Origin of the sequence: Microbispora bryophytorum, assembly GCF_043197435.1 — a bacterium.
Classification (GTDB): Bacteria; Actinomycetota; Actinomycetes; order Streptosporangiales; family Streptosporangiaceae; genus Microbispora; species Microbispora bryophytorum.
This window is the reverse complement of sequence record NZ_JBICTF010000001.1, coordinates 913,338-933,274: the sequence shown is the minus strand read 5'-3', so window position 1 is coordinate 933,274 and position 19,937 is coordinate 913,338. Positions and strand designations below refer to the sequence as shown.

General features: G+C 70.7%; 23 protein-coding genes and 1 pseudogene. 13 read left to right on the top strand and 11 right to left on the bottom strand.

Translation table 11 applies throughout. The features are described 5' to 3' along the window. Window positions 1-8: 8 nt before the first annotated feature. The 4 genes from ACGFIB_RS04340 to ACGFIB_RS04325 all read right to left on the bottom strand — a co-directional run bounded on the left by ACGFIB_RS04340 (window position 9) and on the right by ACGFIB_RS04325 (window position 3,575). Complete coding sequence (locus ACGFIB_RS04340) at window positions 9-611, bottom strand: GNAT family N-acetyltransferase (protein ID WP_142575304.1); 603 nt, start codon at window positions 609-611, stop codon at window positions 9-11. A 38-nt stretch (window positions 612-649) separates the two neighbouring features. Continuing rightward, the gene (locus ACGFIB_RS04335) at window positions 650-1,195 is read right to left on the bottom strand and encodes a CGNR zinc finger domain-containing protein (protein WP_393368338.1); all 546 of its coding nucleotides are present in this window, start codon (window positions 1,193-1,195) and stop codon (window positions 650-652) included. Between the two features lie 112 nt (window positions 1,196-1,307). Continuing rightward, window positions 1,308-2,096 carry a hypothetical protein gene (locus ACGFIB_RS04330; RefSeq protein ID WP_393368336.1) on the bottom strand — a complete coding sequence of 263 codons (789 nt, stop codon included), beginning with the start codon at window positions 2,094-2,096 and terminating at the stop codon, window positions 1,308-1,310. A gap of 63 nt (window positions 2,097-2,159) precedes the next feature. Then, window positions 2,160-3,575: an aminotransferase-like domain-containing protein gene (locus ACGFIB_RS04325; RefSeq protein ID WP_393368334.1), complete on the bottom strand. Its 1,416-nt coding sequence runs from the start codon at window positions 3,573-3,575 to the stop codon at window positions 2,160-2,162. Here ACGFIB_RS04325 and ACGFIB_RS04320 point away from each other — a divergent pair. Further along, window positions 3,574-4,527: a DMT family transporter gene (locus ACGFIB_RS04320; RefSeq protein WP_393368332.1), complete on the top strand. Its 954-nt coding sequence runs from the start codon at window positions 3,574-3,576 to the stop codon at window positions 4,525-4,527. The genes ACGFIB_RS04325 and ACGFIB_RS04320 overlap by 2 nt on opposite strands. A gap of 107 nt (window positions 4,528-4,634) precedes the next feature. Next, window positions 4,635-5,657 carry a hypothetical protein gene (locus ACGFIB_RS04315; protein WP_357257503.1) on the top strand — a complete coding sequence of 341 codons (1,023 nt, stop codon included), beginning with the start codon at window positions 4,635-4,637 and terminating at the stop codon, window positions 5,655-5,657. Between the two features lie 26 nt (window positions 5,658-5,683). Here ACGFIB_RS04315 and ACGFIB_RS04310 read toward each other — a convergent pair whose 3' ends face one another. After that, complete coding sequence (locus tag ACGFIB_RS04310; protein WP_393368329.1) at window positions 5,684-6,583, bottom strand: LysR family transcriptional regulator; 900 nt, start codon at window positions 6,581-6,583, stop codon at window positions 5,684-5,686. A gap of 71 nt (window positions 6,584-6,654) precedes the next feature. On the opposite strand from ACGFIB_RS04310, the gene ACGFIB_RS04305 reads away from it, so the two are divergent. The 5 genes from ACGFIB_RS04305 (at window position 6,655) to ACGFIB_RS04285 (ending at window position 10,561) form a co-directional block, all read left to right on the top strand. Continuing rightward, window positions 6,655-7,521, top strand: a complete 867-nt coding sequence (locus tag ACGFIB_RS04305; protein ID WP_393368327.1) for a 4-hydroxy-tetrahydrodipicolinate synthase family protein — start codon at window positions 6,655-6,657, stop codon at window positions 7,519-7,521. Window positions 7,522-7,574: 53 nt separating this feature from the next. Further along, window positions 7,575-8,060: a MarR family winged helix-turn-helix transcriptional regulator gene (locus ACGFIB_RS04300; RefSeq protein WP_357248470.1), complete on the top strand. Its 486-nt coding sequence runs from the start codon at window positions 7,575-7,577 to the stop codon at window positions 8,058-8,060. 76 nt (window positions 8,061-8,136) lie between these two features. Beyond that, window positions 8,137-9,582, top strand: a complete 1,446-nt coding sequence (locus tag ACGFIB_RS04295) for an MFS transporter (protein WP_393368324.1) — start codon at window positions 8,137-8,139, stop codon at window positions 9,580-9,582. Between the two features lie 205 nt (window positions 9,583-9,787). Next, window positions 9,788-10,072, top strand: a complete 285-nt coding sequence (locus ACGFIB_RS04290) for a hypothetical protein (RefSeq protein ID WP_393368322.1) — start codon at window positions 9,788-9,790, stop codon at window positions 10,070-10,072. A 123-nt stretch (window positions 10,073-10,195) separates the two neighbouring features. Continuing rightward, window positions 10,196-10,561 carry a ClpX C4-type zinc finger protein gene (locus tag ACGFIB_RS04285; RefSeq protein ID WP_142575293.1) on the top strand — a complete coding sequence of 122 codons (366 nt, stop codon included), beginning with the start codon at window positions 10,196-10,198 and terminating at the stop codon, window positions 10,559-10,561. A 65-nt stretch (window positions 10,562-10,626) separates the two neighbouring features. Here the strand turns inward: ACGFIB_RS04285 and ACGFIB_RS04280 are convergent, their stop codons facing one another. After that, window positions 10,627-11,061: an ester cyclase gene (locus tag ACGFIB_RS04280; protein ID WP_142575292.1), complete on the bottom strand. Its 435-nt coding sequence runs from the start codon at window positions 11,059-11,061 to the stop codon at window positions 10,627-10,629. Window positions 11,062-11,235: 174 nt separating this feature from the next. Between ACGFIB_RS04280 and ACGFIB_RS04275 the strand changes: the two genes are divergently transcribed. Both ACGFIB_RS04275 and ACGFIB_RS04270 read left to right on the top strand, forming a co-directional pair. Further along, complete coding sequence (locus ACGFIB_RS04275) at window positions 11,236-12,210, top strand: GlxA family transcriptional regulator (protein WP_393368319.1); 975 nt, start codon at window positions 11,236-11,238, stop codon at window positions 12,208-12,210. Continuing rightward, a complete protein-coding gene (locus ACGFIB_RS04270) occupies window positions 12,207-12,830 on the top strand; it encodes a DJ-1/PfpI family protein (protein ID WP_357257511.1) in 624 nt (207 codons plus the stop codon). Before ACGFIB_RS04275 ends, ACGFIB_RS04270 begins: the two co-directional genes overlap by 4 nt. A gap of 46 nt (window positions 12,831-12,876) precedes the next feature. On the opposite strand, the pseudogene ACGFIB_RS04265 reads toward ACGFIB_RS04270, so the two are convergent. The 5 genes and pseudogenes from ACGFIB_RS04265 to ACGFIB_RS04245 form a co-directional block, all read right to left on the bottom strand. Further along, window positions 12,877-13,212, bottom strand: a pseudogene (locus ACGFIB_RS04265) (DUF2306 domain-containing protein); the annotation flags it as partial. 193 nt (window positions 13,213-13,405) lie between these two features. Then, window positions 13,406-13,795 (bottom strand): hypothetical protein, encoded by a 390-nt coding sequence (locus ACGFIB_RS04260; protein ID WP_357257513.1) that lies wholly within the window; start codon window positions 13,793-13,795, stop codon window positions 13,406-13,408. 146 nt (window positions 13,796-13,941) lie between these two features. Continuing rightward, on the bottom strand, window positions 13,942-14,448 hold the full coding sequence (locus ACGFIB_RS04255) for a GntR family transcriptional regulator (RefSeq protein ID WP_393368316.1): 507 nt from the start codon (window positions 14,446-14,448) through the stop codon (window positions 13,942-13,944). 86 nt (window positions 14,449-14,534) lie between these two features. Continuing rightward, a complete protein-coding gene (locus ACGFIB_RS04250) occupies window positions 14,535-15,197 on the bottom strand; it encodes a JAB domain-containing protein (protein WP_191051849.1) in 663 nt (220 codons plus the stop codon). Window positions 15,198-15,249: 52 nt separating this feature from the next. Next, window positions 15,250-15,987 carry a GntR family transcriptional regulator gene (locus ACGFIB_RS04245; protein WP_142575286.1) on the bottom strand — a complete coding sequence of 246 codons (738 nt, stop codon included), beginning with the start codon at window positions 15,985-15,987 and terminating at the stop codon, window positions 15,250-15,252. Window positions 15,988-16,208: 221 nt separating this feature from the next. Here ACGFIB_RS04245 and ACGFIB_RS04240 point away from each other — a divergent pair, with 221 nt between their 5' ends. The 4 genes from ACGFIB_RS04240 (at window position 16,209) to ACGFIB_RS04225 (ending at window position 19,926) form a co-directional block, all read left to right on the top strand. Continuing rightward, window positions 16,209-16,421: a hypothetical protein gene (locus ACGFIB_RS04240; protein WP_223854196.1), complete on the top strand. Its 213-nt coding sequence runs from the start codon at window positions 16,209-16,211 to the stop codon at window positions 16,419-16,421. 256 nt (window positions 16,422-16,677) lie between these two features. Next, window positions 16,678-17,592 (top strand): 4-hydroxy-tetrahydrodipicolinate synthase, encoded by a 915-nt coding sequence (gene dapA, locus ACGFIB_RS04235; protein WP_357248499.1) that lies wholly within the window; start codon window positions 16,678-16,680, stop codon window positions 17,590-17,592. 101 nt (window positions 17,593-17,693) lie between these two features. After that, on the top strand, window positions 17,694-19,379 hold the full coding sequence (locus tag ACGFIB_RS04230) for a ribonuclease J (protein WP_142575284.1): 1,686 nt from the start codon (window positions 17,694-17,696) through the stop codon (window positions 19,377-19,379). A 49-nt stretch (window positions 19,380-19,428) separates the two neighbouring features. Beyond that, window positions 19,429-19,926, top strand: coding sequence for a DUF402 domain-containing protein (locus ACGFIB_RS04225; RefSeq protein ID WP_393368313.1), 498 nt, complete (start codon window positions 19,429-19,431; stop codon window positions 19,924-19,926). Window positions 19,927-19,937: the final 11 nt, after the last annotated feature.

The following is a 19,937-nucleotide window of genomic DNA, read 5'->3' as shown; positions in this document are numbered from 1 at the left end:
GAGGTCACTCAGCTGATGTCGGTGGTGAGGCGGATCATCCTGATCGGGCGGCCCATGTCGAGGACACGCTCGGCCTCGTCCTCGCCCCAGCCCGTCGACTCAAGGAAGCCGAGCATCGGGTGGTTGTCGGCGAAGACCCAGGTGACGACCGTGTTGTAGCCGTCCTCGCGCAGGTGGTCGACGGTGGCGTTGAGCAGCCTGCTGCCGTGCCCGCGCCTGATGTGGTTGGGATCGACGAGCAACGTCATCAACTCGGCCGTCGTGGCCGGGTGCAGGTCGGGGTCCTCGGCGGGTCCGTGCGACGCCAGCCCCACGACCCGGTCGGACGCACGCTGCGCGGCGGTCGCGAGGATGCCGCCGGGCCCGAGCGCGGTGAACGCGTCGGTGTCGGGCACGACCCGCTCGACGGCGACGAGTAGACGGTGGCGGGGCGTGGGCGGTGAGAGGATCGCCTCCTCCCACTGGCGGCGCCACATCTTCTCCGCCGCCGGCCCGGTCATCTGCTCCAGCGGGATCGGTGGCAGGAAGTCGCGATAAACCGCCTTCCACGCCCGGATCTGGGTGCTGGTCACCGCGTCGACGTCCTCGAGGCGGGCAGCTCTGACACCCATTCGGCGGGCTCCTTTCTTAGCCTGTAACACCGTACTGGTCAGGAGGGCCTCGGCGTACCTTCCGCCTGGCGTCGCGCCCGATATGCCCGGGTTTTTGTGCGGTTTCCGCAGACGCGCATGGAGCACCAGGAGCGAGACCGGTTTTTCGAGGAGTCGATGAAGGCCCATTGGCAGGTGCTCTCGGCGCAGACCTTGAGCCGTGGCCAGGTGCCGTCGGCGTGGGCGGCGGGGATCAGTGCCGCGAGCCGCGCGAGACCGCCCGCCACTCCGGACCTCACGGGTTCGAGCGCCGGCGTTCCCGCCGAGAGCGTGACGCGAACCGGCAGTCCCGTCAGCGCCGTGGCCAGCCCCGCTGGAACCTCGTACGGACCCCCCTCGTGGTTGCCGCGCAGCGCGACCCGCAGTCCTTCGCGCAGCTGGGTCGCCACTGTGAGGTCCTCGTCGGCGGCGCGGTCGTCGTCGCCGATCAGCCCCCGTTCGCGCAGCCAGACGGACAGCTCGGCCGGCGAGGCCAGCTCGTCGGCGTCTCCCTCGACGTCGTAGGTGTTCACGAAGTCGCGGAGCAGCTCCGCCGGGCCAGTCATGATCGATCACCCCTCGTGACCACTGTACGACAGTCGGAGGTCGCGAAATACCAACACCACCGAAAGTCGTTCGGTGGTGTTGTCGCACCTACCGGAGGAACGACGGCGGGATCTAGAGTCCGAGCCGCCGCACCGCGGTCCGCCAGTTCTTGGCGATCGCCTGCTGCGCCTTGGCGAGCGGCACCCTGCCGTGGCACACGGCCCTCCACAGCGTGAGCTCGACCGCGTCCTTCGCGGCCGGGGTCTTGCCCTTGCCCGCGTGAACCGGCTCGGGCCACAGGTTCTTGACGCTCTTGGGCGACCCGCCCAGGGACAGCGGGATGAGGTGGTCCTCCTTGTAGTGCGACGGCTTCCTGTCCGCGTAGCCGTACTGCGCGATCTGCGTGACGCGCAGCGCGTTGGTGTAGCTCGCCGGAGGCGCGGCCTTCCTGCTGTAGCCGGGGGCGCAGATCGTGGACTTGATCGTCCGCTGGGTGACGGCGGGGTTGCGCGTCCCCGGCTGGCACTTCGGGTCCGGCAACGGCAGGTACTTCTGGGAGCACTTCGGCCTCGCCGGCTTCGCGGTCGGCTTTGGCTTCGGGGCCGGCTTGGGCTTCACAGTCGGCTTGGGCTTCGGGGCCGTGCCGCCTGAGGCGCCGGCCGGCTTCCAGCGCCAGTAGGAGCCGTCCTGCACACACCGGTAGGAGTCGCCGTCCTGCGCGGTTCCGTTCCTGCCGTGCGCCGCCGCCGGGCAGAACGCGCCGGGCGTGACGCATTCCCAGTGATCCCCGACCTGGCGGTAGCAGCCCGCCGAGGCGGAGGACGTCCCGGCGGGGGCGGCCTGGGCGGCGAACGGGACGACGAGCAGGCCGGCTGACGCGAGCACGGCGCATAACGCGATCACCAGAGAGCGGAAGCGCACGATGTCTCCTCTGTGAGGGGGTGAAGGGCGACAGAGAAGAGACGACTCAACCGGGGCAAAGGTTCACCACTGGGACCGATGTGACCCCTGGGACAGGACCGGGGCGAGGCGGCGGATGCCCTCTTCCAGTTCGGGCAGGCCGCTCGCGGCCGTGTGGGTCAGCCGCAGCCGCGGCCCCGGCGGCTCGGCCGGGTAGTAGATGCGACCCGGGCTCACCAGCACGCCCCGTGCCTGCGCCGCCTCGACCACTTCCGCCTCGTCGGTGCCGGGCGGCAACCGCACCCAGACGTGCAGGCCGCCGTGCGGCGCGAGGTGCACCTCGGCGGCGGGCGCGTGGCGGGCGAGCCCGGCCAGCAGCGTGGCCTGCCGTACGCCGATCTCCTGCCGGACGGCGCCGAGGTGACGCCGCCAGGCGGTGGAGCCCACGAACTCCACGGCCGTCTCCTGCAGGGGCCGGGCGACGAAGAACGACTCCACCACCTGGCAGGCCCGCAGCCGGTGCGCGGCCGGGCCCCGCGCGGTCAGGCCCGCCACCCGCAGACTGGGTGAAGTGATCTTGCTCAGTGACAGGATGTGGACCACGGTGCCGTGGGCGTCCATGGTCACCATGGGCGGCGGAACCGGGCCGTCGGCCAGATATCGCGCGTAGTCGTCCTCGATCACGAACGCCCCCGCCGCGCGCGCCACGGCGAGCACCTGCTCCCTGCGCTCGCGGGTCAGCGTCGCCCCCGTGGGGTTGTGCAGCGTCGGCTGGCAGTAGAACACCCGCGCCCCCGTCATCGAGAACGCCTCCGCCAGGAGGTCGGGCCGCACGCCGTCCTCGTCGAGCGGCACCGCGCTCGCGCGCAGTCCGGCGGCCCTGGCGGCCGCGAGCGCGCCCGGGTAGGTGGGGGTCTCGACGAGGATCGGCGAGCCGGGAGCCGCCAGCGCGCGGAACGCGAGGGTGAGCGCCGACTGCCCGCCGCTCACCACGAGCACGTCGTTCTGCGTCACGGCGCCGCCGGCCTCCGCGGCAAACCATCGGCGCAGCTCCGGCAGGCCGCTCAGCGGGGGAATGCTCCACGCCTCCGGCCGGCGTACGGCTCGCGCGGCCGCCGCGGCCAGCGCCTGCACCGGGCGCAGCTCCGGATTGAGATAGCCGCCCGTGAGCGGCACGACGCCGTCGGCGGGCTGGGCCAGCAGGCTCGCCGTCGCCGTGTCGTCCACGACCCGGTCGCCCAGGGCCACGGTCTGCCACGACAGGTCGGGCGCCTCCGCGACCGGCCGCCGGGCCGCCGCCACGAACACGCCCGCGCCGGGACGGGTGACGACCCGGCCCTCCGCCGCGAGCTGCGCGATCGCCCGCGAGACCGTCACCGGGCCCACGCCGTGACGGCGCATGATCTCTCTGCTGGACGGCAGCCGCTCGCCCGGACGCGACCGCTCCGTCTCCTCCCGGAGCATCGCGGCGAGACGGGCGATACTGCTATCGTCGTTCATGAAAGCTGACGATAGCGCTATTGATGTCCTTCCGATAGCGGACGTTCCCGCCGCGAACGCCCCTCGCCGCCCGGCATGGCGGGGCAGCCTCCTGGCGGGCGCGGGCGTCCTGTCGTTCTCGGGGTCGTTTCCCGCGACCGTGTTCGCGATGCGGGGGTTCGATCCGTACCTCGTCGCGATCGGGCGGGCCGCGCTCGCGGCGCTCGCCGCGGTGATCTGCCTGAAGGCCGCCGGGGCGCCGCTCCTGCCGCCCCGTGCCCATCTGCGGTCGTACGCGATGATCGTGCTGGGCGTGGTCCTCGGTTTCCCGCTGTTCAGCGGCCTCGCCCTGGACGGCGGCGCGAGCACGGCCCACTCGGCCGTCGTCATCGGCCTGCTCCCCGCCGCCACGGCCGCGTTCGCCGTGCTGCGGGCGGGGGAGCGGCCGAGACCCCTGTTCTGGGCGGCCTGCGCGGCCGGCGCGCTGTCGATCACCGTGTTCACCCTGACCCGGGGGACCGGCCGCTTCGCCGGGGCCGACGTGCTGCTCGTGCTCGCCCTGCTGTCGGCCGCCGTCGGCTACACCGAGGGCGGACGCCTCGCGCGGGAGACACCCGGCTGGCGGGTCATCTCCTACGCCCTGGTAGTCGCGGCCCCGCTCACCGTGCCCGTGACGGCGGTGCTGGCGATCACCACGCCCATGGAGCCCTCGGCTGAGTCGCTGGCCGGATTCGCGTACGTCGGGCTGGTGTCCATGTTCCTCGGGTTCATCCCGTGGTACGCCGGGCTCGCGATGGGCGGGATCGCCCGTGCCGGGCAGATCCAGCTCGCCCAGCCACTGATCACGCTGGTGTGGGCCTGGCTGCTGCTGCGCGAGGAGATCGGCGTCGCGACGATCGCGGCGGCCCTGGCCGTGCTCGTGTGCGTGGCGGTCACGCAGGTCAGCCGCGGCCGGCGCGGAGCGGGCACTTGATTGCTGTGACGGAACGGCGCAGGATGAGGCTGACAGTGTTACAAAGCAGGGTTACGCAAATGGGGTAACCAGGCGAATCGATCACAAGCGCGCGGGATGGTGACGTGATGCCGGACGTCGTGGTTCCTGACGGTGGTTTCTGGCCGGCGCCCGAGATCCCGCAGCCCAACATCTACCCGATGGAGTGGCGGGTGGAGACCGCGAAGCTCGCGGCGATCTACGAGAAGTCCAAGCGGATGGTCTGGAACCCCGCCGACCTGCCGTGGAACCTGCTCGACCCCGGCGAGTTCACGGCCGAGCAGCGGCTGGGGATCATGTACTGGTTCTCCGTGCTGGCCAACTTCGACGCCTCGGGCCCGGCCGTCTTCGCCCGCGCCACCATCCAGGCGTTCGAGAAGCACGAGGAGGATCCCGTACGCAAGTGCTTCTTCTCCATCACCCGTGACGAGATGAACCACGAGGAGTGCTGCCAGCGCGCGATCGCGCGGCTGTGGCCCGGCGGCCCGCTCGACTGGCAGCCCTCCACCGACCTGGAGCGGGCGGCGCACAACAACATCGGCTGGCTTTACCACAACGGCGGGCGCTACTGGAACGGCTACAACTCGGCCGTGGGCAAGTACTCGCTCGCCGTGCTGTTCACGAGCTTCATGATGGGGGAGATGGCGGCCTCCACGCTGTTCCGGGGGATGGCCTCAGGCACCGAGCACCCCCTGTTCTCGGACATGTTCCACAAGATCGGCCGGGACGAGTCGCGGCACCTCCAGATCTGCATGACGATCCTGGAGAACGAGTGGCCCGGGCTCACCGACGACGTCCGCGGCCTGATCACCCGGCAGCTGCGTGCCGGGTTCGTGTTCCTGTCGATGATCCTCTGGGAGCCGCCCGAGGGCTTCTGGGAGCTGCCGCCGTACTTCCTGCACAACCACCGCGTGCTGATGGACCACGCGCGGGAGGCTGGTCTCGGCGTGCTGTCGTACGAGGAGCAGGCCGACAACTGGCGGCTGGCGATGGCCCGCGTACGCGCGATCGTCGAGCGGTGGGGGATCGAGTTCCCCGCGATCCCGGAGCTCGACATCGACGGCGTGAACGTCGACGTCATCGACCCGGAGGACATCATCCCGGTGTTCTGAGCCTGTCGGACGCCCTGTCGGGCGCCCTATCGGATGGCGGAACGCAGGGCCGCGATCAGCGCGACGACGGCGGGGTGACCGCCGGCGCCGCGCCGGAAGGCGACGCGGGTGCGGCGGTGCATCGACAGCGCGGTCAGCGTGACGCCTTCGGGCGGGTCGGCGGCTCCCAGCTCCGGCACGAGCGCCACGCCCTGCCCGACGGCGACCATCGCCAGGACCGTGGCGAAGTCGTCGATGTGGTGGCGTATGCGAGGGGAGAAACCGGCCGCCTGGCAGGCACGCACCGTCATCGCATGGCAGAGCGTGCCGGGGGTGGAGGCGATCCAGGGCGCGTCCCGGCAGGTGAGGAGCGTGGCCGCGTCCCCCTCTCCGCTGAGGGGGTGGACGGTGGCCAGGTACATGGGTTCGTCGAGGAGGGGGACGGCGTCCAGGGCGAGGTCGGGCTCGGCCGGGACGAAGTCGTACTCGTGGACCAGGGCGACGTCGAGCTCACCGGCGCGCAGCCGCGGCGCGACCTCGACCGGATCGACCTCGTCCACCATCGGATCCAGGCCCGGGTGACTGCGGGCGAGCGCCGCCAGGGCCGAGGGGAGGATGGCGCGGGTCGCCGTGGGAAAGGCGCCGATCCGCACGGTCCCGGCCAGGCCGGTTCCGAACAGATCGGTTCTCGACGCGGCGAGTTCCGCCGCCGCCTGCTCCAGCCGTTCGAGCACAGCCTCCGCGTGCCGCACCAGCGCCACCCCGGCGGGGGTGAGCACGACCCGGCGCCCGGTGCGCTCCAGCAGAGCGACCCCCGCTTCGCGTTCCAGCGCCGTGAGCTGCTGGGAGATGGCCGAGGGGGTGAACGTCAGCGCCTCGGCCACGGCCGCGATCGTGCCCCGGTGGGCGAGCTCACGAAGCAGGCGGAGTCTGCGGACATCGAGCATCAGTTCAGCTTAATGGTTTCGACAGAAAGGCGAACTGGACCTACACGGTTGCCCGCCGGAAGGATCGCGGTATGACTCTTTCCGGCATCCACGTCCCGCTGATCACCCCGTTCGCCGCGGACGGCGAGATCGCGTTCGACGCGCTCGAAGACCTGGCCCGCGCCGCGCTCGACGACGGCGCGTCCGGGCTCGTCGCGCTCGGCACCACCGCGGAGGTCGCCACGCTGGCCGAGGAGGAACGGCGCGCGGTGATCGAGATCTGCGGCCGGGTCTGCCGCGAGCGGGGCGCCACGCTCACCGTCGGCGCGGGGTCGGCCGACACGCGGAGCACGGCCGAGGCGCTGCGCACCCTCAAGGGGGAGGCGGACGCGGCGCTGGTGACGGTTCCGGCGTTCGTCCGCCCGTCCGAGGCCGGCGTGCTCGCCCACTTCACTGCGCTGGCCGAGCAGACCCCGGTGCCGCTGGTCGTCTACAACATCCCGTATCGGACCGGGCAGTCGGTGGGCGCGGCCACGCTGCGCCGGCTGGGCGAGCTGCCCATGGTGGCCGGGGTCAAGCACGCGGTCGGCGGCGTCGACCTCGACACGGTCGCCCTGCTCGCCGACCCGCCGGAGGGCTTCGCGGTGCTCGCCGGGGACGACCCGTTCCTGTCCGCGCTGCTCGCTCTGGGCGCATCCGGCGGCATCCTCGCCTCCGCCCACCTGCGCACCGGCGAATTCGCCGAGCTCTTCCGAGCCTGGCGGGCCGGAGAGGTCGAGCACGCCCGCGCCCTCGGCCACCGGCTGTCGCTCATGTCGGCGGCCATGTTCGCCGAGCCCAACCCGACCGTCCTGAAGGGCGTCCTGCACGCGCAGGGCCGCATCCCCACCGCCGACGTACGGCTCCCGCTCGTCCCCGCGAGCCGGGCGTCGGTCGAGGCGGCCCTGCGGATGCTCTGACGGCAGGTCCCTTGGAGATAATCCGCAATCGGACGAATTGATAGCCTGGGCGCATGACCGCCATGGCGCCCTCTCGTGACGAGCCCGACCTGTCCTTCCTGCTCGACCATGCCGGCCACGTGCTGCGAACGCAGATGGCGGCGGCCCTCGCCGAGATCGGCCTGACGGCACGCATGCACTGCGTGCTCGTCCATGCCATGGAGGAGGAGCGCACGCAGATCCAGCTCGCCGAGCTCGGCGACATGGACAAGACCACGATGGTGGTCACCCTCGACGCGCTGGAGAAGGCCGGCCTCGCCGAGCGCCGTCCGTCCAGCATCGACCGGCGCGCCCGGATCGTCGCGGTGACGGAGCAGGGCGCGCAGGTGGCCAAGCGCAGCCAGGAGATCGTCGACAGGGTTCATCGGGCCGCCCTCGGGTCGCTGCCCGAGGAGGAGGCGGAGGTGCTCGTGCGTGCGCTCAACCGGCTGGTCACCGGGCATCTGGCCACTGCGGTGGAGGTGCCGCAGCCGGTCAGGCGGGCGCGCCACCGCGCCTAATCGGTCCATTGGGGATCGTCTACAACAAAACTATCTGTTACGGTTCTTCCTGTTCCTCATGAACAGGAGGCGACCCATGTCGCGCATATCCCGATCCCGGTGGCTGGTGCTGGGCGTGCTGTCCGCCACGATGCTGATGACGGTGCTCGACGGCAGCATCGTGACCGTGGCCATGCCCGCCATCCAGCGGGATCTCGGCTTCGCGCCCGCCGAGCTGAGCTGGACCGTCAACGCCTACCTCATCGCGTACGGCGGACTGCTCCTGCTGGCGGGCCGGCTGGGCGACCTGATCGGCCGCCGGGCCGTGTTCCTGGCGGGCAACGCCGTCTTCGCCGCCGCCTCCCTGCTGGCCGGAGCGGCCACCGGGCCGGGGATGTTGATCGGCGCCCGGTTTCTCCAGGGCGTCGGCAGCGCCATGGCCTCGGCGGTCGTGCTCGGCATCCTGGTGACGACCTTCACGGACGCGGGGGAGCGGGCGAAGGCCATCGGCGTCTTCAGCTTCACCGGCGCCGCCGGGGCGTCGCTGGGCCAGGTGCTCGGCGGGGTCCTCACCGACACACTGGGCTGGAACTACATCTTCCTCGTCAACGTGCCGATCGGCGTGGTCACGATCGCGCTGGCGGTCCGGGCGCTGCCGGCCGAGCGGGGGCTCGGTCTGTCGGCCGGCGCGGACGCCGTCGGCGCCCTGCTGGTCACGGCCGGTCTCATGCTGGGCATCTACGCCGTGGTTGAGATCGGCGCTGTCCAGATCGAGCGGTATGGCCTGCGCTCCCTGTGGTTCGGCGCGGTGTCGCTCGTGCTGCTGGCCGCGTTCCTCGTCCGCCAGGCGACCGCCCGTACTCCGCTCATGCCGCTGCGGATTCTCCGCTCGCGCGCCGTCGCCGGGGCCAACCTGGTGCAGGTCCTGACGCTGGGCGCGATGTTCGCCTTCCAGATCATGGTGGCGCTGTTCATGCAGCAGGTGCTCCGGTATGGCGCGCTCGACACCGGCCTGGCCATGCTCCCGGCGGCGGTGGCCATCGCGGGGGTGTCGCTGTTCGTGTCCCCGCGGCTGACCACCCGCTTCGGCGCGCGTGCCGTGCTGCTGGGCGGGCTGGTGCTCCTGATCGGCGCGATGGCCTGGCTCACCCGCGTCCCTGTCGATGCCCGCTACGTGACCGACCTGCTCCCCGTGATGGTGCTCATCATGGGCGGCGGCCTGGTGCTCCCGGCCCTGACCGCGCTCGGCATGTCCGGCGCCCGTTCCGACGACGCGGGCCTGGTCTCGGGGTTCTTCAACACGACCCAGCAGGTCGGGATGGCCGTCGGCGTCGCGCTGCTGTCCACGCTGGCCGCCTCTCGCACGGAGGGGCTGCTGGCGGGCGGGGCGAGCGAGGCGGTCGCGCTGACCGGCGGCTACCGGCTGGCCTTCACGGTCTCCCTCGTCCTGCTGGTCGGCGCCTTCGTGGCCGCGTACGTCGTCCTGCGACGGCCCCGGGCGGGCGCGGAGCAGGCGGTGGAGCTCCAGCCCGAGCGGGTCTGAGGGGCCGCCGCCGCCCAGGGCCCTGTGACTCCAACGAAAGGGCGCCCGGCTGTCACCGGCCGCGGGCCGTGCGGCGTCCTCTCCCGTGCGACCAGTGTCCACGGAGGCGGCGATGCGTGTTCCCTCGCAGGCCATGCGCGCACCTGTGGTGCGGGTGAGGATCCGCGCCCGCCTCCGGCACTGTTCGCCCGGCCGGTGAGCGACGGTGACCGCGCCCCCGCGCGACCGGCTTCCGTACGGCGGCGCGTTCGTCGCCGGTCCGTCCCCCGACTACGGAGCCACCGTGGATTCCCAGGCCTTTCTCGTCCTCGCCGGAGCCTTCTTCGGCATCTGGCTCGTCTCCGACTACGTACGCAACTACCTGGCCAAATGCCCCAAGTGCAAGGGCAGCGGCACGCTCAAGGCCACCTGGTGGTCCGGGCGCTACCGGCCCTGCCCGCGCTGCGGACGCAAGGGAGAGGTCCCGCACGCCTTCGGTCCCAAGAGCTGAGCCGGGGGAGGTCCGTTCGGGAAACGTCGCTTTCCGGATGATCCATTGTCAGGCTGCTCCTGACGCCCTAGTCTCAGGCCAGGCGTCAGGAACGGCCTGACACGTTATCCCCTTGGAGGCGACATGCCGGCTCCTTCTCTGGCGGAACAGGACATCCGCTGCTCGTTCTGCTCCAAGCCGAAGACCGACGTGGCCAAGATGATCGCCGGTGCCGGCGTCCACATCTGCAACGAATGCGTCGGGCTCTGTGCCGAGATCCTGGCGGCCCAGACCGTCGAGACGCCGGAGATCTCCTACACCGAGAGCATGACCGTCGAGCAGATCCTGGAGTTCCTTCCGCGGATCGCCGAGGTGAGCGCGCAGGTCGAGGACAACCTGCGGGTCTGGGTGCAGCGGGCGCGCGACCGGGGCGCCACCTGGGCCAGGATCGGCGCCGCGCTCGGCATGACCCGGCAGTCCGCGTGGGAGCGGTTCTCCGGCGAGGAGTGAGGCTCGCTCAAACCCAGGCTGTCGCGGGGCTGCGAGGTGGTGGCGGTCGGTCCATGCCGCGCCCGTCAGGATCCCGGCGGCGGTTCGAGGCTGATGCCGAGCTGGGAGTAGAGCTCCAGCTGGTCGTAGTAGTCCCGATCCGTAATGATCTTTCCGTGCTCGACCGCGCAGGCACAACTGCCCCGCACCGTTATGCGACGGCCCGTCGGGGCCGCCACCCGGCCGTCCGGGAGCAGGAGCGGGCCCATGTGCGTGCCGGTCATCGCGTACTCGGTGAAGGCGGGGTCCACACAGGGGGCCTTGTACCAGGCGGTGTAGCAAATGTCGGGGAAGACCTTGCAGAGTCCCTCATAGATCCAGGCGATCTGCCCACGGCCCTCCGCGACGCCGGTGGGGCCGACGTACACGGCGTCGGGCGCGTAACAGTCCAGCACGTCGTAGAGGTCGTGGCGGTTGATCGCCGTGAAGAGCCTGTCCTTGAGTTCTCGAGCGCTCGGCATCGTCCGGGCCATCTCCTCGACGCTTCGGCATCTGGCGGCGCCGGGGGGCTTCTTCCAATGTAACAAGCGCTTCGTTACCGGCTGTTTCGGCCCGGTTGACGTTCGCGTTGATGGCGTAATCTGCAATATCTGTGTCGTTGACGCCATAATGCCCTGCTCGCGAGCATGGAGGGCATGCAGCGACGCGTGGTCATCGTGATCTTCGATGGCTTCCAGATGTTCGACCTCGCCGGTCCGGCCGACGTCTTCGCCACGGCGAACCTGCTCGCTCCGGAGCCTGGCTACCGGGTCGAGGTGGCGGCCGTGCGCGCCGGGGCCGTGCCCGCGCAGAACGGGATCACGACGCTCGCGGAGACCGCGCTGGGCGAGGTCGCGGGGCCGATCGACACGCTGCTCGTCGTGGGCGGGCTGTCCGTGCCGGAACACCTGCGCGATCGGGAGCTGATCGGGGGCGTCGCCCGGCTGGCGTCCGGAGCCCGGCGGGTCACCTCCGTATGCAACGGCAGCTTCCTCCTCGCGGAGGCCGGGTTGCTGGGCGGCAGGCGCGCGACCACCCACTGGCTGGTGGCGGGGGAGATGGCCGACCGCTACCCGGACGTCGAGGTGGACGCCGATCCCATCTACATCCGCGACGGGAACGTCTGGACCTCGGCCGGGGTCAGCTCGGGGGTGGATCTCGCCCTGGCGCTCGTGGCCGGCGACCACGGCCACACGCTCGCCCGGAACGTCGCCCGCGGGCTCGTGGTGTACCTGCACCGTCCGGGCGGGCAGAGCCAGTTCAGCGCCCCCATGCGGGCCGCCGTCCCGCGCGCCGAGCCGTTGCGCGAAGTCCAGGCGTTCATCGACGCCAACCCGGCCGAGGACCTGAGCGTGCCCTCGCTCGCCCGCCGGGCTGGGATGAGCGAGCGGCACTTCTCCCGCGTCTTCACCGAGCAGACCGGGGTCTCGCCCGGCAGGTATGTCGAACGCAGCAGGGCCGACGCCGCCCGGCGGCTGCTGGAGACCACCGGCCACTCCCTGGACAGAGTGGCCAGGGAGTCGGGACTCGGCGTTGCCGAGACCCTCTACCGGGTCTTCCGCCGCCACTGGCGCGTCTCACCCGGCGACTACCGCCGCCGGTTCCGATCGAAGGAAAGCAGCAGATCATGAACATCGCCATCCCCCTCTATCCCCGGTTCACCGCGCTCGACGCCGTCGGGCCGTACACGGTGCTCGCCTTCGCCCCGGGCTGCACGGTCACGTTCGTGGCGGCCGAGCCCGGGCCCGTGCTCGACGACCGGGGGAGCCTGAGCCTCGCGGCCACCGCGTCGTACGAGGACCTGCCCGCGCCGGACGTGGTCGTCGTGCCCGGAGGGCCCGGGACGATCGAGGCGCTGTCCGACGCGGAGCTGCTGGGCTGGATCGCGCGGGCCCACGAGCGGACGCGTTGGACGACCTCGGTGTGCAGCGGCTCGTTCCTGCTGGGCGCGGCGGGGCTGCTGAAGGGTCGCAAGGCTACGACCCACTGGGGATGGCTCGACCAGCTCGCCGGATTCGGCGCCGAGCCGGTCAGCGAGCGCGTGGTGATCGACGGCAAGGTCGTGACGGCGGCGGGTGTGTCCTCCGGCATCGACATGGCCCTGACCCTGCTGGCCGCGATGCGCGACGAGGAGACGGCGCAGGCCGTGCAGCTCGCGATCGAGTACGACCCGCGACCGCCGTTCGCGGCGGGCAACCCCAAGACCGCCCCGGCCGGCCTGAGCGACAAGGCGATGGCTCTCATCAACTGAGCCTGCCGGTAGGTAGGTCAGTTTTCGGGCAGGCCTCCGCGCAGGTCTACGACTGGCTCGCCGATGCGCTGACCGGCCCGGCATAGCCCGCGCCGCGCCGCCTGATGACGGTCTCGACCACGACCAGGTTGACGACCCAGCCCAACGTCTGACCGATCGGGATCAGCGAGGTCGCGAGCTCTCCCATCGATCCCGGGTCGGCCCCGCGGAAGGGGAGCTGGACCAGCAGGAGCAAGGGAACGAGGACGCGCGCGGTGACCGCGAGGAACGTCAGGGCGTAGTTGCGCATCATCCAGTTGCGGTGACTGTCGAAGTCGCGCCGGCGGGCGGTCCGGTACGCGAGGCCGCCGGTGATCAGCCACAGGACGGCCGCGGCTATGAACCCCCATCGGCCCGCGCGCCCGCACCGTGGGCATCAACGTGATAGTGCAGGCTGTCACGCGCATCGAGGCGGCTGTCGTCGGAGGAACGGGGGCCTCGTCAGGCGACTCCCCTCATGCCCGAGGAAGCGCGGAGGGGGATCGGGGAGTCGCCTGACGTTGGCGGCTACGCGTCGAGGCCCTCGCTCTTGGCGATCACGCGAGCGACTTGTCGGAGAACTCCTCCCGCCAGGCCTTCTGCTGCCGGACCTCGTCCAGCACGACGGCGAAAGCGCTGCGGAACTCCTCCAACGTCTCGCGGATCTCCTCCTGTCCTGTCCTCAGCTCGGCTGTGGTGGCGCGGAGCTGGTTCGTAGTCTCGCGCAGCTCGTCCTGCCCCTTGCGGAGCTCGTCCTGGCCGATGCGTAGTTCAGCCGTGATGGTGCGGAGCTCCTCCTGTCCCTTCTGAAGCTCGTGCTGACCCGTGCGCAGGTCGCTCATCTGCTCACCGCACTTCATCAGCATGTGATTCTGAAGCCGGACATCGCTCCTGATACCGGTGATTTCCCGCTCTATGGCGTCGACGCGTTCCTCGGTCTGTGGCATGCCCGACAGGATAGGGATGCCAAGGTGATCACGCACGGTGAAATCGCGCTCTCGGTGCGTCCGGATCCTGCCGCTCGGCTCTGCCTGTCGCGGTTCGGCATGCTGGGCTGGTCGGCCGGCCTGACGCGCCTCCTCGTACCTGGTGGTCAGTCCCGCGGCCAGCTGTCCGGAGATGACACATAAGTGCCGCGATGGGGGACGGTGAAGACGTAGCCCTGGTCCCGGAGGAATCCGACGGCCAGTCGCACGGTCACCTTGGCCACGCCGTACTGCTCCATGAGCGCCTTCTCGCTGGGGATGGCGCGGTTCGGCTTGAATTCCTGCCGTCGGATGCGCTGCGCGACCTCTTCGGCGATCTCCTGGTAGAGGGGTTTCTTGCGGCGCGCACGCGGAGCGGCCTGATCGCCGACGAAGGTGCCCTCGCCCTGAACCGTATAGACGAGACCCTGCTCGCGTAGCTCCCGAGCGACCCGGCGTGCCGTCGTCCTCGCTATGCCGTACTCGGCCTCGAGTTGCGCCTCGCTCGGCATCGGATTGCCCGGGGCCAGCTCGCCGCTGTCGATGCGTTCTCGCAGGATCTCGGCGATCTGCTTATAGACAGGTACGGGTCCATCTCGGTCGAGCACGATCAAACCATAGACCGAAACAGACATCACTGCACAAAATGCAACATCTTAAGGCCCTGGCAGATACGGGCTGTAGACCGGCGGTAACGGTAGAACTTATAGTGACGATCCTGCTACTCATCGTGGGGCACTCGGCGCCAGGCGGTGTCGGTGACGATCACGTGGTCGAGGAAGCGGAGGCCGACGGTGTCGGCGGCCTCGTGGAGGCGGGCCGTGACCTCGACGTCGGCGGGGCTGGGGTCGAGCGATCCGCTCGGGTGGTTGTGGGCGAGGCCGAAGGCGGCCCCGCCGGAGAGGAGGACGGTCGTGACGATGTCGCGGACGGGCGCGGGAGTGTGGTCGCTGCCGCCCTCGGTGACCACGGTCCGGCGCAGCACGGCGCCGCGGCCGTCGCACACGACCACGACCAGCCGCTCGCGCGGCTGTCCGTGCAGCAGGGGAGCGGCGGCCGAAGCGATGTCGGCCGAGCAGGTGATCCGGCTTCGCTCCGGCTCCGCCTGGGCCCGCCGTACGAGTTGGAACGCGGCCGCCACGCGGGCGGCCTTGGCGGGGCCCACACCAGGGACGGCGAGCAGCCGATGGGCCTCGGAGCGGGCCAGCTCGCCGAGGTCGCCGCAGTGGGCGATGAGCTGGGAGGCGAGCTCGACGGCACTCACGCCCCTGCCGCCCGATCCGAGCAGCAGGGCGAGCAGCTCCCTGTCGGCGAGCGCGGCGGCTCCCGAGGCCAGCAGCCGCTCACGCGGCTGGTCGGTCGGGGGCATGTCCTTGACGCGCATCGGCACCTCCGGATGGGGGATCCGGATCGGTTGTACCAGTGGGCACCGACAGTCAGAGGGGGCTGGGAATGCCGTAGACCAGGCGGAATCTGTCGCCGGGCACCACGGCGTCGCTGGTCTCCACCGGATGCTCCCCGGCCCAGTATGTGCGCTCGATCTGGAGCACCTGGACGCCGGCGGGCAGTTCGAGCAGGTCGCTCTCGGTGGGCTGGGGGACGCGGATGAGCACGGTCTCGCTGATCTCGGTGAGGGGCCGCCCGCTCGCCGCGAGCCGGAAGGCCGCGCTCCTGCGTTCGTACGTGCCCTCCTCGGGCGCCTGGCTCTGGCCCGGCTCGACCGGCTCGTACGAGGTGAGCAACTGTGCCGGGCGGCCGTCGCCGCGGAAGACATAGCGGGTCCTGATCACCGGGCTGCACTCCCCGACGCGCAGCCGGTGGGCGATGTCGGGAGGGGCGTCGGCGAGCTCGCTGCGCCAGTTCCAGCTGGGTTGTCGTCCGCCCGCCTGCATGTCGTTGGCGAAGGCGGCGTGCGGTTCGGGGAGGCGGCTGCGGTGGAGCGGGAGCAGGATCGGTTTCTCCCGCACCCGGTGCCCGGAGCCCACGCGGCCGATGATGAGGCCCTCCTGGGCGAGCACGCGCAGCGCGTGGCGGGCGGCCGTCTCACCGACGCTGTACTTCCGGGTGATCTGGTGCCGCGAGGGGATCGGTGCGCCCGGGGGAAGCGTGCCGTCGACGATCTGGCGGCGAATGTCCTCGACTACGCGCAGGTAGACCGGATCAGAGTTTGCCATCAATCCATCCCTGAGGGGGTGACGGGTCCTCCAAATCTTGGCGTATTCGCCGGGCGACCGAGAGTGACGGGAATGGCCTGTGACTCCAACTTTGCCTGGTGAAAGGGCTGCTAATGGGTGATTGTGCCGCTAAGCGGCCAGGTGCTGATATTCCCCTCCCTCTGCCCTATCACGGCATCCATGCCAGCCCTCCCAGAGACGGGCATAAGAGAATTAGCTGGATGAAGCCCACCAATCGCAGCGATCGCGTACGGGTGCGCCGCCACACGTGTGAGTGCAAGGCGACGATCTACGAGTTGTGTGCGGCGGGCGGGCTGCTGTTCATCCGGCGGACGACGCGGGGCAAGAAGCTGGAGATCCGCGAAACCGAGCGGCTCATCGCCCCGCGGATGGAGGAGCTGTGGGTGAGGCTCCTGTCGGGGGAGGTTCACTGATCCGCCGCCCCAGGGGCGCAGAAGCCGCCGTTCGCGACCTTCCGGAAAAATTTCGCCGTGGTGTGTAACGTCCGCGTAAGGCGCGGCGATTCCCGGTTAGAGGTCGCTGATGTGTGTACCCCCGAGCACATATCGGCGGCCTCTTCCGCTGTCGGCGGCGCCCGCGGGGCCATACTGGAGGCGCGCGCGGGGCGCTACTGGACATAACGGGGTGGCGAGGTCCATCACTCCTGCGGATCCGGGTACCGTTCGGTCTATGGCATCGCCTACCGGAACCTCCGACGCCCCCTTCGGCCGCGCGCTGACCGCGATGGTCACGCCGTTCGCCTCTGATGGCGCCGTCGACTACGAGGGCGCCCAGCGGCTCGCCGCCTATCTGGTGGACGAGCAGCGCAACGACGGCCTGGTCGTCAACGGCACCACGGGGGAGTCCCCCACCACCTCCGACGAGGAGAAGGCCCGGATCCTCCGCGCGGTCGTCGAGGCCGTGGGCGACCGCGCCACCGTCGTGGCCGGCGCCGGCACGAACGACACGCGGCACAGCGTCGAGCTGGCCGAGGCCGCGGAGCGCGCGGGGGCGCACGGTCTCCTGGTGGTGACGCCGTACTACAACAAACCGCCGCAGGAGGGTCTGCTCCGGCACTTCACGGCCGTCGCGGACGCGACCGGCCTTCCGGTGATGCTGTACGACATCCCCGGCCGCGCCGGGGTGCCCATCACGATCGAGACCCTGTTCCGGCTGGCCGAGCACCCGCGCATCGCCGCCGTCAAGGACGCCAAGGGCGACCTGTTCGCGGGCTCGCAGGTCATGGCCTCGACCGACCTCGTCTTCTACTCCGGCGACGACCTGCTGAACCTGCCATGGCTCTCGGTCGGCGCGGCGGGGTACGTCAGCGTGGTGGGCCACGTGGTGGGCGCCGAGCTGGCCTCGATGGCCGACGCCTACCGGTCCGGCGACGTCGAGAACGCACTGGCCGTCCACCGTCAGCTCCTCCCGGTGGTCTCGGCGATCATGACACGCACCCAAGGGGCGATCATGGTCAAGGCGGCGCTGAAGCTGGTGGGGCAGGACGCCGGGTGCGTCCGGCCGCCGCTCGTGGACGCCACGGAGGAGCAGATCACGGCGCTTCGGGAGGACCTCATCACGGGGGGCCTCAAGCTTGTGGATTAGATCAGCAGATGGAGCCGAATGAGCGACTTGACCAGAAGAAATGAAAACAGGGAACCGCGCGTGAGCGCGTACGGCGCGGGGCGCGGGGCGGAGGGCGCGCGATGAGTCATCCGCATCCCGAACTCGGGCCGCCTCCGCCGCTGCCGGAAAACGGCCTGCGCATCGTCGCGCTGGGCGGGCTCGGCGAGATCGGCCGCAACATGGCGGTCTTCGAGTACGACGGCCGTCTGCTCGTGGTGGACTGCGGCGTGCTGTTCCCCGAGCCCGACCAGCCGGGCGTCGATCTCATCCTGCCCGACTTCGACTACATACGGGGGCGGCTCGACGACATCGAGGCGCTCGTGCTCACGCACGCCCACGAGGACCACATCGGCGCGGTGCCGTACCTGCTGCGGGAGCGGCGCGACATCCCGCTCGTCGGCTCGCGGCTGACGCTCGGGCTCATCGAGAGCAAGCTGAACGAGCACCGCATACAGCCGGTCAAGGTCGAGGTGATCGAGGGCGAGCGGCGTTCGTTCGGGCCGTTCGAGTGCGAGTTCGTCTCGGTCAACCACTCGATCCCCGACGCGCTGGCCGTGGCGGTCCGCACCCCGGCGGGTCTCGTCCTGCACACCGGCGACTTCAAGATGGACCAGCTCCCGCTGGACGGGCGGCTGACCGATCTCGGGGCGTTCGCCCGGCTCGGGGGCGAGGGCGTCGACCTGCTGATGTCCGACTCCACCAACTCGGAGGTGCCGGGCTTCGTCACCAGCGAGCGGGAGATCGCGCCGGTCATCGACGGCGTCTTCCGCGGCGCGTCCAAGCGGATCATCGTGGCGAGCTTCGCCTCGCACATCCACCGCGTCCAGCAGATCATGGACGCGGCCGAGAAGCACGGCCGCAAGGTCGCGCTCATCGGCAGGTCGATGGTCCGCAACATGGGCGTGGCACGCGAACTCGGCTACCTGAAGGTGCCCGCGGGTCTGCTCGTGGACTCCCGGGAGATCGAGGAGTGGCCGCCGGAGGACGTGGTGCTGATCTGCACCGGCTCCCAGGGCGAGCCGATGGCGGCGCTGTCGCGCATGGCCAACCGCGACCACCCGATCAGGATCGCCGAGGGCGACACCGTCCTGCTCGCCTCGTCGCTCGTGCCGGGCAACGAGACGGCGGTCAGTAAGGTCATCAACGGCCTCAACCGCTGGGGCGCGCGCGTGATCCACAAGGGCAACGCGCGGGTGCACGTCTCCGGCCACGCGGCCGCGGGCGAGCTGCTGTACGTGCTCAACCTCACCAAGCCGTCCAACTTCATGCCGGTGCACGGGGAGTGGCGGCACCTGCGGGCGCACGCCCAGCTGGCCGAGCTGACCGGCGTCCCCCGGGAGAACATCGTGATCGCCGAGGACGGCGTGGTCGTCGACCTCGTCGACGGCCAGGCGAGGATCACCGGCGCGGTCCCGTGCGGGTACGTCTTCGTGGACGGCACCTCCGTGGGCGACATCACCGACGTGGCGCTCAAGGATCGGCGCATCCTGGGAGACGAGGGGTTCATCTCCATCGTCGTCGTCGTGGACTCCACCACCGGGAAGCTCACCGGCGGGCCGGAGATCACCGCGCGCGGCTCGGGCATCGACCCCGACGCGTTCGACGCGGTCGTCCCGCAGATCGAGGCCGCGCTGCAGGAGGTCGCCGCGTCCGGCGTGGCCGACGAGATGCAGATCCGCCGGACCATCCGGCGCACGGTGGGCCGCTGGGTCAGCGACACCTACCGCCGCCGCCCGATGATCATCCCGGTGGTCGTCGAGGTCTAGCCGGTTATCCCGTTGTACTCGGAGACGGGCGTGGCATAGTGTCCCGCCCGTGTCCGAGGTGAGGATCATCTACCGCAAGTACGGCGGTTCGCTGCACTGGCACCAGCACGCGCGGGTGCTGGGCGAGGACGAGCACGGTGTCTGGACCGGCTGTCCCGCGGGCACCACCGGCCGCCGGGGGAGCGAGCCGCCGGTGGTCTGGCCGGATGCCTTCGTGATGCTGTTCCCCCGCCACTCGTGGTGGACGGCCACGTTCAACGCCCGGCCGAACAGGTGCGCGATCTACTGCGACGTCACCACGGTGCCCGTCCACGGCGACGGCCGGATCACGATGGCCGATCTCGACCTCGACGTGCTGCGGATGCGGGACGGCCGGCTGATCCTGGACGACGAGGACGAGTTCGCCGAGCACCAGGTGCGGTACGGGTACCCGGAGGAGATCGTCCGCCAGGCGGAGCGGTCGGCCGCCTGGCTGATGAAGGCCGTGGGCGGCCGGACCGGCCCCTTCGACGGCGCCCACGACCGCTGGCTGTCCCTTGTGACGTGATCGGATGCGCC

What these genes read in the sequence shown, in the direction of transcription:
- ACGFIB_RS04320 (WP_393368332.1), top strand. Translation starts at nt 3,574, where the DNA reads ATGAAAGCTGACGATAGCGCTATTGATGTCCTTCCGATAGCGGACGTT.
- dapA (WP_357248499.1), top strand. Translation starts at nt 16,678, where the DNA reads ATGGCATCGCCTACCGGAACCTCCGACGCCCCCTTCGGCCGCGCGCTG.
- ACGFIB_RS04245 (WP_142575286.1), bottom strand. Translation starts at nt 15,987, where the DNA reads ATGGCAAACTCTGATCCGGTCTACCTGCGCGTAGTCGAGGACATTCGC.
- ACGFIB_RS04250 (WP_191051849.1), bottom strand. Translation starts at nt 15,197, where the DNA reads ATGCGCGTCAAGGACATGCCCCCGACCGACCAGCCGCGTGAGCGGCTG.
- ACGFIB_RS04310 (WP_393368329.1), bottom strand. Translation starts at nt 6,583, where the DNA reads ATGCTCGATGTCCGCAGACTCCGCCTGCTTCGTGAGCTCGCCCACCGG.
- ACGFIB_RS04285 (WP_142575293.1), top strand. Translation starts at nt 10,196, where the DNA reads ATGCCGGCTCCTTCTCTGGCGGAACAGGACATCCGCTGCTCGTTCTGC.
- ACGFIB_RS04300 (WP_357248470.1), top strand. Translation starts at nt 7,575, where the DNA reads ATGACCGCCATGGCGCCCTCTCGTGACGAGCCCGACCTGTCCTTCCTG.
- ACGFIB_RS04275 (WP_393368319.1), top strand. Translation starts at nt 11,236, where the DNA reads ATGCAGCGACGCGTGGTCATCGTGATCTTCGATGGCTTCCAGATGTTC.
- ACGFIB_RS04340 (WP_142575304.1), bottom strand. Translation starts at nt 611, where the DNA reads ATGGGTGTCAGAGCTGCCCGCCTCGAGGACGTCGACGCGGTGACCAGC.
- ACGFIB_RS04230 (WP_142575284.1), top strand. Translation starts at nt 17,694, where the DNA reads ATGAGTCATCCGCATCCCGAACTCGGGCCGCCTCCGCCGCTGCCGGAA.
- ACGFIB_RS04305 (WP_393368327.1), top strand. Translation starts at nt 6,655, where the DNA reads ATGACTCTTTCCGGCATCCACGTCCCGCTGATCACCCCGTTCGCCGCG.
- ACGFIB_RS04240 (WP_223854196.1), top strand. Translation starts at nt 16,209, where the DNA reads ATGAAGCCCACCAATCGCAGCGATCGCGTACGGGTGCGCCGCCACACG.
- ACGFIB_RS04325 (WP_393368334.1), bottom strand. Translation starts at nt 3,575, where the DNA reads ATGAACGACGATAGCAGTATCGCCCGTCTCGCCGCGATGCTCCGGGAG.
- ACGFIB_RS04315 (WP_357257503.1), top strand. Translation starts at nt 4,635, where the DNA reads ATGCCGGACGTCGTGGTTCCTGACGGTGGTTTCTGGCCGGCGCCCGAG.
- ACGFIB_RS04260 (WP_357257513.1), bottom strand. Translation starts at nt 13,795, where the DNA reads ATGCCACAGACCGAGGAACGCGTCGACGCCATAGAGCGGGAAATCACC.
- ACGFIB_RS04335 (WP_393368338.1), bottom strand. Translation starts at nt 1,195, where the DNA reads ATGACTGGCCCGGCGGAGCTGCTCCGCGACTTCGTGAACACCTACGAC.
- ACGFIB_RS04280 (WP_142575292.1), bottom strand. Translation starts at nt 11,061, where the DNA reads ATGCCGAGCGCTCGAGAACTCAAGGACAGGCTCTTCACGGCGATCAAC.
- ACGFIB_RS04255 (WP_393368316.1), bottom strand. Translation starts at nt 14,448, where the DNA reads ATGTCTGTTTCGGTCTATGGTTTGATCGTGCTCGACCGAGATGGACCC.
- ACGFIB_RS04270 (WP_357257511.1), top strand. Translation starts at nt 12,207, where the DNA reads ATGAACATCGCCATCCCCCTCTATCCCCGGTTCACCGCGCTCGACGCC.
- ACGFIB_RS04295 (WP_393368324.1), top strand. Translation starts at nt 8,137, where the DNA reads ATGTCGCGCATATCCCGATCCCGGTGGCTGGTGCTGGGCGTGCTGTCC.